The sequence below is a fragment of the uncultured Idiomarina sp. genome, assembly GCF_964010655.1.
Lineage (GTDB): Bacteria > Pseudomonadota > Gammaproteobacteria > Enterobacterales > Alteromonadaceae > Idiomarina > Idiomarina baltica.
In genome coordinates this window covers 1-13,127 of the sequence record NZ_CAXGLS010000056.1, presented here as the reverse complement: position 1 = coordinate 13,127, position 13,127 = coordinate 1, and the positions used below count along the sequence as shown (strand labels likewise).

At 45.6% G+C, this 13,127-nt stretch carries 12 protein-coding genes; 6 read left to right on the top strand and 6 right to left on the bottom strand.

Annotated features, from left to right (window positions below; all coding sequences use genetic code 11):
- Both ABNS04_RS11240 and ABNS04_RS11235 read left to right on the top strand, forming a co-directional pair.
- A partial coding sequence (locus tag ABNS04_RS11240; protein ID WP_348671495.1) for a hypothetical protein occupies positions 1–303 on the top strand: 303 nt, incomplete at its 5' end.
- 589 nt (positions 304–892) lie between these two features.
- A complete protein-coding gene (locus ABNS04_RS11235) occupies positions 893–1,171 on the top strand; it encodes a helix-turn-helix domain-containing protein (protein ID WP_348671494.1) in 279 nt (92 codons plus the stop codon).
- Positions 1,172–1,257: 86 nt separating this feature from the next.
- On the opposite strand, the gene ABNS04_RS11230 is transcribed toward ABNS04_RS11235, so the two are convergent.
- From ABNS04_RS11230 to rpmH, 6 genes are all read right to left on the bottom strand, one after another.
- Complete coding sequence (locus ABNS04_RS11230; RefSeq protein WP_178975889.1) at positions 1,258–2,478, bottom strand: site-specific integrase; 1,221 nt, start codon at positions 2,476–2,478, stop codon at positions 1,258–1,260.
- A gap of 203 nt (positions 2,479–2,681) precedes the next feature.
- On the bottom strand, positions 2,682–4,085 hold the full coding sequence (gene mnmE / locus ABNS04_RS11225; protein ID WP_272977465.1) for a tRNA uridine-5-carboxymethylaminomethyl(34) synthesis GTPase MnmE: 1,404 nt from the start codon (positions 4,083–4,085) through the stop codon (positions 2,682–2,684).
- A gap of 123 nt (positions 4,086–4,208) precedes the next feature.
- Positions 4,209–5,873, bottom strand: a complete 1,665-nt coding sequence (yidC, locus tag ABNS04_RS11220) for a membrane protein insertase YidC (RefSeq protein ID WP_272977464.1) — start codon at positions 5,871–5,873, stop codon at positions 4,209–4,211.
- Between the two features lie 24 nt (positions 5,874–5,897).
- Positions 5,898–6,176, bottom strand: coding sequence for a membrane protein insertion efficiency factor YidD (gene yidD / locus ABNS04_RS11215; RefSeq protein WP_083773219.1), 279 nt, complete (start codon positions 6,174–6,176; stop codon positions 5,898–5,900).
- Complete coding sequence (gene rnpA, locus ABNS04_RS11210; protein WP_040487619.1) at positions 6,131–6,502, bottom strand: ribonuclease P protein component; 372 nt, start codon at positions 6,500–6,502, stop codon at positions 6,131–6,133. Before rnpA ends, yidD begins: the two co-directional genes overlap by 46 nt.
- A gap of 19 nt (positions 6,503–6,521) precedes the next feature.
- A complete protein-coding gene (gene rpmH, locus ABNS04_RS11205) occupies positions 6,522–6,656 on the bottom strand; it encodes a 50S ribosomal protein L34 (protein ID WP_040487621.1) in 135 nt (44 codons plus the stop codon).
- Positions 6,657–7,000: 344 nt separating this feature from the next.
- Between rpmH and dnaA the strand changes: the two genes are divergently transcribed.
- Genes dnaA through gyrB form a run of 4 tightly spaced genes read left to right on the top strand, consistent with a single transcriptional unit; the run spans position 7,001 to position 13,020 of the window.
- Positions 7,001–8,365, top strand: a complete 1,365-nt coding sequence (dnaA, locus tag ABNS04_RS11200) for a chromosomal replication initiator protein DnaA (protein ID WP_272977463.1) — start codon at positions 7,001–7,003, stop codon at positions 8,363–8,365.
- Between the two features lie 32 nt (positions 8,366–8,397).
- A complete protein-coding gene (dnaN, locus tag ABNS04_RS11195; protein WP_006954141.1) occupies positions 8,398–9,501 on the top strand; it encodes a DNA polymerase III subunit beta in 1,104 nt (367 codons plus the stop codon).
- A 7-nt stretch (positions 9,502–9,508) separates the two neighbouring features.
- Positions 9,509–10,597, top strand: coding sequence for a DNA replication/repair protein RecF (gene recF, locus ABNS04_RS11190; RefSeq protein WP_272977462.1), 1,089 nt, complete (start codon positions 9,509–9,511; stop codon positions 10,595–10,597).
- Between the two features lie 2 nt (positions 10,598–10,599).
- Positions 10,600–13,020, top strand: coding sequence for a DNA topoisomerase (ATP-hydrolyzing) subunit B (gene gyrB / locus ABNS04_RS11185; RefSeq protein ID WP_272977461.1), 2,421 nt, complete (start codon positions 10,600–10,602; stop codon positions 13,018–13,020).
- The last annotated feature ends 107 nt before the right edge of the window (positions 13,021–13,127 follow it).

Below are 13,127 nucleotides of genomic sequence, written 5' to 3'. Positions count from 1 at the left end.
AAATGCGGCATAAATATTCTACGAGATGACTGTGTTATAAATGGGGTATTTACAATCGATTTCTACTGTTGGTGGAATTGGCGAGTCCACTCGATGTCGCGCAGAAAGCAAATTGAAATCCCGCTTGACGCCCTGAAGCTTCAGTTCAGCAGTGAAACGAAGGAGCGGAGAGACTTCCGTCGAAAGCTGGAAAATGCCGCTATATTAGCGTCTATTTTCCATCATGAGATTTTCAACAGCACGCTATTTCAAAGCGATAAACTGATAATTACCAAGACGAACCCTCATATCGCCCCTAAGTAAACAAAAGCCTCGGGGCGAATCCTTCTTCGTTCGCATCTCCTCATTCAAAGTCCTAGTTAGCCTACTTCGATTACGGTAATTATGATAATTACAGCCCCTATGGACGGCATTCTGGTTAAGTCGAATTCGCCCCATGGTGGATAACCCTGTTCATAACTGATGTTATCCACGTCACTAGCGCCACACAGTAGCCAGGCCTGTGAAATCAAGGGGTCTGGCAGTTTTTCGCAAGTTATCCACGACACTAGCGCCACGCCAGCTACGTCACTAGCGCCACACCTTTACGACACTAGCGCCACGCTTGGAGGTGATAAATCACCCATAACCGATTGATTTTGAAGTAGAAGTTCATTGCTTCGGAAGCCTGCAAGTAGTTCTTTCAAGTAGTTTTAAACAAATAATAATTTACAACTATTGGTGACAGGGAAATGTGGAAAATCTGCCAATTGAATTGACGTAGGCACTTTCCAGAAAAATTTCTCAATTCGGCTCAAACCGCCCAAAATGGGCAAAAGCAGACCCGTCGTTTCGCATCCCTCTCCTTCATCATAAACCCATCAAAGCGAATCAAAGACAATGTGGGTGAATGATGTCTGAAGCAGAACAGTTATCGTATGTGATGAATGAATTGGCAGAAATCAAAAAAATCTTGGCTGATTTCGTTTCGGGAACAGCGTCGAACGACACCAGTAACGTGAACCTCCCTCCTTCTGGAAAGGAGTATCTTACTGTCGAGGAGGCGGCAGCTTTGATCGGTTCAAAGCGGAGCTATATCTACAAGCTGACTCATGAGAAACGAATCAGCTTTACAAAGCCGGGGGGGAATCGTGTATTGATTAAACGCTCGGACCTTTTGGATTGGATTTGAGGCCAACCGCATCAAATCTCAGAAGGATGTGCAGAACGACGTTGAGCAGTTTATGAAGAACTCTCGCCGTCCTGGACGTAATGCGCCTAAGCGATAGCCATGGGGACTGCCTGCCCGCAGCGGGAGCATCTATTGTCCTCACTTTCACGCTCTTTGAATATATCTGGAAAGCTTCTCATGGCCATTACGCGGCGACTCTCAAGAATGTCAGCGTATATTTCGGTAGTACGTAATTCACTGTGTCCAAGAAGCCTAGAGAGTGAGTATATGTCTACTCCCCGGTTGAGCTGCGCAACGGCGAAAGTGTGTCGTCCAGCGTGGAAAGTAACGTGTTTTGTTATACCAGCTCTCATTGCCCATTGCAGCAGCGCCACGTTGAAGTAGCTATTGTATTTGAGGCCGACGAAAACTCGGTCGTCTGGTTCGCCCTTTTGATCTATATCCAACAGCTTTACAGCCGAGTCTGGAAGGTCCAGATACACAAGGGAGTTTCCACCGTTCTTGAGCTTTTGCTGGTCAAAAATGATTCGATAGTGGCCGGGCTCAAACTCCTCAATTTCACGCCATGTGAGTTTATTGATGTCACTCCAGCGGAGACCGGTAGTGCAACTGAACAAAAAAGCGCGTTTCAGGACATCGTAGCGACACTCTGCTTTTGTCAGCGCACGAACCTCATCCAGAGAGAGGTAGGTTCGCTTAGTGTTTTCTGCCTTGACACTTTTCACCCGTTGAACCGGGTTGTCCCTGATCATGCCCTCTCGATATGCTTCATTCAGAGCAGCCCGAACTTTATTGAAGTAGCTCGATGCAGTATTTTTGGCGAGCCGGGTTTTCGATTTGGTGAGCTTTTCCTCCAGTAGGTACTTGCGGAACCCTTCCAGGAAAGGCTTATCAATCTCCTCAAAGGTGAGCTCAGCTCTGCCGTGGTAGTTTCTGAGGTGCTTACCTGCCGAGATCCAGATTGAATAATTAGAAGCGCTTCCAGACTCTTTGGTCGAGGTTAATTGGTCATAGTAGTCAAAGAAGCTTGAGGCCAGTTTCACTCGATCTTCAAGCTGGAATTTATTGGCATGTGATTCAACAAGGCGTGCAGATCTTGCAGCTTCGGCCTGGCGCATCATTTCCTTGTTGTGTTGCCGTTCAGCCTGAGTCTTGGGGTTGTGATACACGTACAGCTCAAGAGGCTCGTAATCCCGCTTAGGCCGCTTCTTTCCGTCCTCCCCTTCGACCACACCGTAGTAGTACACCAGGCGAAGCTGCTGTAGCCCCTTCGAGTTGGGGTTCCGCTTGTTAACAGATACCTTCATGTTTACTCCAATTTTGATCCCATTGCTCCCGAATTCTAACCTTGGAGCAAATCGGGATCAATTTATAGTGAAACGGAGCAAACTAGAAGAAAACGCGGGAAAAAGATTTCTGAGGCAAAAGTGATTTTTGTCCTTACAAAACAACAAGTTATTTTGATATGTTTTGATAGGTTTCACGGGACTTTACCACTTAAGAATGAGGTTCACTTCCCAATGCAGAACGAACCAAAGATCTGGCCCAACAGATCGTCTGAGGTAAATTCGCCCGTGATCTCATTTAAATGTTGTTGTGTCAGCCGAAGCTCTTCAGCGAGTAGCTCGCCGGCAAGGTTAAGCTCTAGGTGCTGTTGTCCGAGTAACAAATGAGACTTGGCTTTCTCCAAGGCATCGAGATGACGGCGACGCGCCATAAAGCTACCTTCCGAGGTGGCGCTATAGCCCACACAATGTTTTAGGTGTTCACGCAGTTGTTCAATCCCATGCCCTGTCTTAGCAGACAGTTGAATTACTGGGATACCGTTGTGTTCGGTTAACCCCGTGTTTTCTTGCGTCAGATCGATCTTATTGCGAATGACCGTAAACGGCATATCATCAGGTAACTGGGCGAAAAACTCCGGCCAAATATCGTCGGGATGAATTGCACTGGTTTCTTGGCTATCAACCATAAACAACACGCGGTCGGCTTGGCGAATCTCATCCCAGGCGCGTTCAATACCAATACGTTCGACTTGGTCGGGTGAATCTCGTAAACCCGCGGTATCAATAATATGAAGTGGCATACCGTCAATTTGAATATGCTCGCGAAGTACGTCGCGAGTTGTGCCTGCAATTTCAGTGACAATTGCGGATTCGCGACCGGCTAAAGCGTTCAATAAGCTCGATTTACCGGCATTTGGGCGCCCCGCAATCACAATACGCATGCCTTCACGCATTAACGTGCCTTGTTTGGCTTGTTGTTCTATATGGAACAACTGATCAATGATTTCTGCCAAATCGTTGGCGACCTTGCCATCGGAAAGAAAGTCGATTTCTTCATCGGGAAAATCGATCGCCGCTTCAACGTACATGCGTAGGTGAATAACAGCGTCGACCAGGACGTCTATTTTGTGAGAAAACTCGCCTTTTAAACTTTGCAGCGCAGCCTTTGCGGCTTGCTCGGAGTTGGTATCGATGAGGTCGGCAATAGCCTCGGCTTGGGTCAGATCGAGTTTATCATTTAAAAATGCGCGCTCGCTGAACTCGCCGGGACGAGCAGGACGAATATCGGGCAATTCTAGAATTGCCTTGATAATCATATCAATGAGAACAGGGCCGCCGTGTCCTTGGAGTTCCAGCACATCCTCTCCGGTGAATGAGTTCGGACCTTTGAAAAATAGTGCAATGCCTTCGTCTAACAAATGACCTTCTTTGTCGTAAAAAGGGACATACTCCGCTTTTCGTGGAGGTGGGCAGTGGCCAATCAGCGCCTCGGCTACTTGTTGCGCTTGAGGACCGCTAACACGAACAATACCGACGCCACCGCGACCGGGCGGAGTTGCCTGTGCGACGATGCTGTCATTACTGAACTCATCGTCTGTGCTCGTTGGCTCATGTATTGAAGGGTTCATAAATGGGACCTCAACGCTAAATAAAAATGAATCTAATGACTAGTTTACAAGAAAATTGCTGCTAGTCGCTCAGAAAAAACAAAGCCCGGTCGAAACCGGGCTTTTTATCCTTACGCTCTACTGTTATTTACCGCGAACGTTAATACCTTTCTTCTCAAGCCCTTTATAAATAATGAGCATTTGAGTAATGGTTATCAGGTTACTAACCAACCAGTAGAGTACCAAGCCAGACGGGAACCATAAGAAGAACACCGTAAATATGACAGGCATATACTGGAATAACTTCTGCTGCATTGGGTCAGTCGCTGGCGTCGGTTGTAGACGTTGCATTACAAACATACTGATACCCATCAAAATAGGCAGTATGTAGTACGGATCCTTGGTTGATAAATCTTGGATCCAGAATACAAAGGATGAATGACGCAGCTCGACACTCTCTAACAGCACCCAATATAATGATAAAAATATGGGCAACTGAAGCAACATGGGTAGGCAGCCGCCAAGAGGATTGACCTTTTCCTCTTTATACAGCTTCATCATAGCCTGGCCCATCTTCTGGCGATCGTCACCATAGCGTTCGCGCAGAGACTTCATTTTTGGCTGAAGCAAGCGCATTTTCGCCATTGACACATATTGCGCTTTAGTCAGTGGGAACAACAACGCTTTGATGATCACGGTAATCAAGATAATCGCTAGACCCCAGTTAATGACAAAGCTTTGTAAAAACTGAAGTAATTTGAATATCGGTTGAGCGAGCCACCATAGGAATCCGTAGTCGACTGTTAAATCAAGATACGGTGCAACTTTGGCCATCGCGTCTTGGTCTTTTGGACCTACGAATATAGTTGCGTCGATGGTTTGCGATGCACCCGGTTGTACGGTGGTGGAGGGATATAAAACGCCGATGACAGCTTGGTTCGAAGGTGTAACCTGCGAGTAAAACTTGTTTTGCTGTGTTTGCGTAGGGACCCAAGCGGCAACAAAGTAATGCTGCAGCATGCTAACCCAACCTGTCTGGGTTGTAACGCTCAGCTTTTTCTCACGCATGTCGTCAAACGGGTATTTCTCAAACTTATCTTCATCTTGAGAATAGGCAGCACCAAAATAAGTCGGCATGATCATGCTACCGCTTTCGCCTGCAGTCATTGTTTGTTGCAACTGCCCGTAAAACTGTAACTGAGCGGCCTCTGAACTTTGGTTTTCAATCGCATAGTTGACACCAATATCATAGTGCCCGCGCTTGATAACGAAAGTTTTAGTAACATTAAGCCCTGACTCGGTTTGCGTAGTCAAAGGGACTTCAAGGGTGTCGCCGGTTAAACGGTATCGCTCTTGAGCGGCTTGATATTGCGCACGACCGTTATTTGAATCGATACCCTGAGGGCCAATGAGTCCTGATTGCGCGATATAAATGTGATTGCTGTTACGTTTAAGTAATTGGAAACGCTCTTCGGAATCGAGTGTAGCCGCAAACTCTAAAAGCTTTGCTGAAACGATATCACCGCCGTTCAAATCGATTTTTAATTCGAGTTCGTCAGTTACTACGGTGATTAAGCGACCATTACTAGTGATGGCATTAGGGCTGTTACTCTCAGGTACAGCGGTATCTGCGGTATTTGAACCTGACTGAGGAACAGTGGAGCTATTTTGATCTTCGGTTTGCTGCGTCGTTTGTTGTGTTTGCTGAGGCGCTTTCGTGCCAGGGGCAGTGTCGATTGTCCATTGTTGGAACAAAAAGAACGACACAACAATAAACGCAACCAATAGTATCGAGCGTGGCGAATTCATAATGATTTCGTCTCTATTACTTGTCTATTTCTTTGACTGTGAATGATTCGGTTCGATGTTATCAGAAGAAACTTCCGGCACAGGATCGAAACCACCTTCGGAACCCGGATGACAACGGCTAAGCCTTTTTGCTGCCAACCCAATGCCGCGTATTGTACCGTGTTTCTTTATTGCCTCACAGGCATAATGTGAACATGACGGATAAAAACGACATCGAGGGCCGATTAACGGCGAAATAACCAGCTGATAAAACTTTATCAGGCCGATTGGTATTGCTTGCAACGCTTTGCTAACTTTCGCCATAGATAATTTAATGTATCAGCCATTTGAGCATTATCGAGAGTATCAATACCGTGCTTTGCAATAACAACGATATCGAACGCTGGGATATTATGCTGTTTTAGTCTGAACGTTTCGCGCACTTGACGCTTGAATCGATTCCTAGCGACAGCTGTTTTAGCACGTTTTTTGCTGATAGTAACGCCAATTCTGGGATGCCCAAGTTGATTAGGGCAGGCAAGCATGGTGATATGCGCTGTGACAGCTTTAACGGGAGGATTATCGAAAACCGTCTGGAAGTGCGAGGGAGTTAAGAGCCTTAACTCCCGTCCATAATGATAGTGCGTCACTGAGTGAACACTATCTATCTTATGCGCTTAATACTTTACGACCACGTGCACGGCGACGTGCAATAACTTTACGGCCGTTTTTGGTTGCCATGCGAGCACGGAAACCGTGAGTACGTTTGCGTTTTAGTACGCTTGGTTGAAAAGTTCTTTTCATAACATTAATTCCGTCGGTCAGATTGTTACTTTCCCACGCTGGCCGAAAATATTCTGAATCACCAAACGTGAAGGTAAAAAATTGTGAGCGCGGATCTTACTCGATCCTGCGTAGGCTAGTCAATGTATTTAGGCTAAAAAGTCACGTCTAGTTGAAAAAAATTAATCCACAATTTTGCCGGTATGCCGATCTTTGATTGTGGATAAAAAAGGTGTTATCCAATTCAAGGCTGTTGTTCAAAAAAACAACTTTCTATCGCTGAGGGGCTTTTATTAGTGGCGATTTTAGGTGGTTTAGCGTAAACTAACGGGTATTAAAATTATAATTAAAAGGGAGTGGGTAGTGTGAATAATTCGCTTTGGCAACAATGTGTTGAGCGACTGCAAACAGAATTACCGTTGCAGCAGTTCAATACGTGGATCAGGCCGCTACAGTCTGAGCTAAATGGCGATACATTGACGCTATATGCACCAAACATTTATTCCCTTGATTGGGTACGTGATAAGTACCTTAATACGATTAACAGTTATTTAAGTGCTTTGACCAATGATAAAGCGCCTGATGTGGTGCTTGAAGTGGGCAACGTCAGTAATCGGTCACCGTCGCGCTCGTCGAATCAACCCCGTACAAGCCCGCGTCGAAGCCAGGTCAGTCGAGGCGCCGATAGTTCGCTTAGGTCGGAGTCTTTTGAAAGTAATATTCATCCCGAGTATACCTTCGATAACTTCGTTGAGGGTAAGAGCAATCAGCTGGCAAGAGCGGCTGCGATTCAAGTTGCTGAAAATCCAGGTGGTGTCTATAACCCGTTATTTGTATACGGTGGCACAGGTCTTGGTAAGACTCACTTGTTGCATGCGGTGGGTAACGGCATTATGCAACACAAAAAGGATGCAAAAGTCTTTTACATTCGAGCTGAGCGATTTGTTCAAGATATGGTCAACTCGATACGCAACAGTTCGACCAATGAATTTAAAAAGTACTATCGGTCTGTCGATGCTTTACTGATTGATGACATTCATTTTTTTGCCAATAAAAAAGGCTCTCAAGAAGAATTCTTTCACACTTTTAACGCCTTGCTCGAAGGTAACCAACAAATCATCATGACTAGCGATCTTTATCCCAAGGAAATCGATGGTGTTGAAGATCGGCTTAAATCGCGTTTTGGTTGGGGTTTGACCATAGCGATAGAGCCACCGGAGCTAGAAACGCGCGTTGCTATTTTAATCCGAAAGGCAGAAGAACGTGGTTTGCACATGCCTCACGAAGTCGCGTTTTTTATCGCAAAGCGCTTGCGTTCGAATGTGCGTGAATTGGAGGGCGCTTTGAACAGGGTGGTCGCTAATGTATCGTTAACAGGTCGTCCGATTACCATCGATTTTGTTCGAGAAGCATTACGCGATTTGATAGCGGCGCAAGAAAAACTGGTAACTATCGACAATATTCAGAAAACAGTGGCTGAATACTACAACATTAAATTAGCTGATATATTATCTAAACGTAGAAGTCGTTCGGTAGCTAGACCTCGCCAGTTAGCGATGGCATTGGCAAAGGAACTAACGAACCACAGTCTTCCTGAAATAGGTGATGCGTTTGGTGGTCGTGACCATACAACAGTCTTGCATGCGTGCCGAAAGATTCAGGAATTAAAAGAAGAACAACACGACATAAAAGAAGACTATCGTAATCTAATTAGGACGCTATCCTCTTAATTGGAACGGCACTCTCAACAGGGGACTCATCAATGAAATTTACGGTAAGCCGAGATGCATTTTTAAAACCTCTACAAATTGTCAGCGGAGCGGTTGAACGTCGACACACGTTGCCGATTCTGTCGAACTTATTATTGAAGGTCGAAGGCGATACGCTACGCCTTACTGGAACCGACCTTGAAGTCGAGCTTATCTCTTCGGTCAAGGTGGAGTCCTCCGGTGGCGACGGGATGGTAACGGTGCCGGCGAAAAAGTTGCTCGATATTGTGCGTAGTCTCCCAGATGAGTCACCGATTGAGTTAGTCGGTGATGATGAGGGCGTCCGTGTTCGCTCGGGGCGAAGCAAATTTAAACTGAGTTCGTTGAGTGCTGATGACTTTCCTAATATAGAGGACTGGTCGAGCGAAGTGAATTTTATTACATCCCAAGATACTTTAAAACGACTCATGGAAAAGACTCACTTTTCTATGGCTAATCAGGATGTCCGCTATTATCTCAATGGCATGTTGTTTGAGACAGACGCGAATATGTTGCGTTCCGTTGCGACGGATGGTCATCGATTAGCAATGAGTAATTGTCACATAGAGCAGCCTGGTTTGAGTCAGCGGCAGGTTATCGTTCCAAGAAAAGGGGTCGTTGAGTTACTACGTTTGCTTAACGAAGATGACTCTGAGGTAGCCGTTGCTATCGGTAACAATCATATTCGTGTTGAGACTGCTGATATTGTTTTTACGAGCAAGCTGGTTGATGGACGGTTCCCTGACTATCGTCGAGTTGTTCCGCAGGGCGGTGATAAGCAAATCTTCGCGGATCGTGATCTTCTTCGCCAAGCATTTGGACGCGCGTCGATTCTGTCGAATGAAAAGTTTCGTGGTGTTCGCTTAAATATTACAGCTGGCGAGCTATGTATTACGGCAACCAACCCTGAACAAGAACAGGCGGAAGAGGTAATCGAAGTTAACTACGAAGGCGAAGCGATTGAGATAGGCTTTAATGTAAGTTATTTGCTCGATGTGCTTAATAATATTGAAGCCGAAGAAGTTTGCTTTGTTCTCTCTGATGCAAATAGCAGCGCGTTGATTGAGCCTAAAGATGATGACTCATGCTGCTATGTCGTGATGCCAATGAGATTATAATTCCTATATGCGACTTAATGCGCTTAAGGCAATAAATTTCCGGAATTTTAAGCGCTTTGATTTTGAGCCTTCGCCTTACGCAAACTTGATAGGTGGCTTGAATGGGTCCGGTAAAACTTCGCTGATTGAGGCGATATACCTCTTGGGCTTTGGTCGAAGCTTTCGCCCTGGAGGCTATAAGCAGCTGATAAATAGTAGTGAGTCAGATTTTACCGTGTTTTGCGAAGCGATGTCTGATACAGACGAAGTTTTTAAGATAGGGCTTCGTAGAACAAGTGAGGGCGAGGTTCAGCTTCGGTTGAATGGTGAGACAGTACATAAGTTGTCTGAAATAGCGCGTTTTATACCCGTTCAATTATTCACACCGGAGTCTGTAGAGCTCATTTTAGGCGGTCCTAGCCTTAGGCGTCAGTTTATGGATTGGGGAGTGTTCCACGTGGAACACACTTTTTATGAGCTTTGGGTCGCTTATACAAAATCCCTCAAACAGCGTAACTTTCTACTGCGTAGCAAAGGCGATGTAAGGCAAGACGCCTTTTGGCGCGCTCAGCTGGCTCGATTGGGCGAGGAGATTATTCAATTACGTATCCGGTATATACAAGAAATTGAAAATTTCATTACAAAGAGTGCAACATTCTTTCTGCCGGATGTTAAACTGGAAGTTGGTTTAAAGCAGGGCTGGGACCAAAGTTTGAGCCTGGCTGATGCCCTTGATAAGCACACAGAACGCGACCGGCGCTACGGGCATACATCGATTGGACCTCACAAGGCCGATATTAAATTAACGGTAGATGGCATAGATGCAAAGCTTGTATTGTCGCGAGGTCAGTTGAAGCTTCTCGTAGCGAGTTTAAAGCTTGCTCAAGCTGCTCATTATAATGAGAAGGAAGATAGCAGCTGCATTTTTTTAGTCGATGATATTACCTCAGAGTTAGATGAGGCGAATCAGAAAAAATTTATAACAGCGCTCGAGGGGTTGAAGTGTCAGAGTTTTATTACCGCGATTGACTCTTCGCCAGTGGCTCGGCTGTTTAAACAAAATCCGAAAATGTTCCACGTGGAACACGGGATATTGAAACAACAAACTGAGAATTAATTATGTCAGATAACAATTACGGCTCTTCGAGTATTAAAGTTCTTAAAGGACTTGATGCGGTGAGAAAGCGCCCGGGAATGTATATCGGCGACACCGATGATGGAACAGGTTTACACCACATGGTCTTTGAGGTGGTGGACAACTCAATTGATGAAGCGCTTGCAGGTCACTGTACCGGTGTTGATGTCCGCATTCATTCAGACGGTTCAGTGTCGGTACGTGACGACGGTCGAGGTATTCCCGTCGACCTTCACGAAGAGGAAGGCGTATCAGCTGCGCAGGTCATTATGACGGTACTTCATGCGGGTGGTAAGTTCGATGACAATTCGTATAAAGTTTCCGGTGGACTGCATGGCGTGGGTGTATCCGTTGTAAACGCCTTGTCTGATAAGTTGAAATTAACGATTAGACGCCAAGGTCACGTTTATGAGCAGACCTATCATCTCGGTGAGCCTGAGACTGACGTACAACAAATAGGCGACACTGACCAAACAGGCACAGAACTTCGTTTTTGGCCGAGCGCTAGCATATTCTCTGATACTGAGTTCCACTATGATATTTTAGCTAAGCGCTTGCGAGAACTCTCGTTTCTAAACTCTGGCGTTGCAATTCGTCTATCGGACGAGCGCGATGACCGCAAAGATGAATTTAAGTATGAAGGCGGAATTTCAGCGTTTGTCACTTATCTTAATAAGGCAAAAACGCCAATTCATCCGAATCCATTTCATTTCACGTCTGAACGTGAGGAAGATGGCATTTCGGTTGAAGTAAGCATGCAGTGGAATGATTCTTTCCAAGAAAATATCTATTGTTATACCAATAATATTCCACAGCGAGATGGTGGTACGCACTTGGCTGGTTTCCGAGCTGCGCTAACGCGTACGCTGAATAGTTATATGGAAAAGGAAGGTTTCACCAAGAAAACCAAAACAGCAGCAACAGGCGATGATGCGCGTGAAGGACTCACGGCTGTTATTTCTGTAAAGGTACCTGATCCGAAGTTTTCATCACAGACAAAAGAAAAACTAGTTTCGTCAGAGGTTAAGTCAGCTGTTGAGCAAGCGATGAATGAACGTTTAGCGGATTTTCTTTTAGAAAACCCGCAAGACTCAAAGCTTATCGTCAACAAAATTGTCGATGCTGCGCGAGCGCGTGAAGCGGCCCGTAAAGCGCGTGAGATGACGCGCCGAAAAGGCGCCTTAGATATCGCAGGCTTGCCTGGTAAGCTTGCGGACTGCCAGGAAAAAGATCCTGCACTTTCTGAACTCTATATTGTGGAGGGTGACTCTGCAGGTGGCTCAGCAAAGCAGGGTCGCAATCGTAAAAACCAAGCGATACTGCCTCTAAAGGGTAAGATTCTTAACGTAGAAAAAGCGCGTTTCGATAAAATGTTGTCTTCACAAGAAGTCGGCACATTAATTACCGCAATGGGTTGTGGTATCGGACGTGATGAATATGATCCCGACAAGACTCGCTATCACCGCATCATTATCATGACCGATGCTGATGTCGATGGCTCTCATATACGTACACTGCTTTTGACTTTCTTCTATCGTCAAATGCCAGAAATCATTGAGCGTGGTTACATTTATATCGCTCAGCCACCGCTTTATAAGGTTAAAAAGGGTAAGCAGGAAACTTACATAAAAGATGACCCTGCTTTAATTCGCTACCTAACAAGCTTGGCGTTAGATAACGCGTCACTCCACCCCACGGCTGAAGCACCTGGAATTGGTGGCGAACATCTTGAGAATCTCGTGAACGGTTATCAATTAGCGCAAGAGACAATTAAGCGTTTGTCACGTCGTATTCCTGAGAAGTTCTTGCAACGTCTATTCTATGCTCCGCGTCTGACCGATCATGCACTGCGTGACAAGGCGTACATGGAAGAATGGGCTCAGCAATTAAACGATGACCTGACTGCACGCGAAGTCGATTCAGCAACTTACACAATATCTTTGCATGAAGATTCTGAGCGTAAGATGTGGCTGCCTACAACGCGTATCCGTCAACACGGTGTTGATACCGATTATCCTCTTAATTATGAATTCTTGATGTCGAAGGATTACGAGCAAATCGTGACAGTCGGCAAGGAAATTCATGCATTAGTGGAAGAGGGCGGCTATGTGACACGTGGTGAAAAACGTCAGCCAGTTTCACACTTTGTTGAGGCGGTCGAATGGTTGATTTCAGAGTCTAAGCGCGGTCTCTACGTACAGCGTTACAAAGGGCTTGGTGAAATGAACCCAGAGCAACTATGGGAAACGACGATGGATCCCGAGACACGTCGTATGCTTCAAGTGACGATTGAAGATGCAATCGGTGCCGACCAGTTGTTTTCAACCTTGATGGGTGACGATGTTGAACCTCGTCGTAACTTTATTGAATCGAACGCACTAAAAGTGGCAAATCTGGATGTATAAAGTACGGTTAAGCTACTGACAAATAAGTATAAAAAAACCCGCTCACTGAGCGTAATGCTTGTCAGTTAAGCTAACGACTAGCATTTTTTCTAGGCGACCGCATCGGA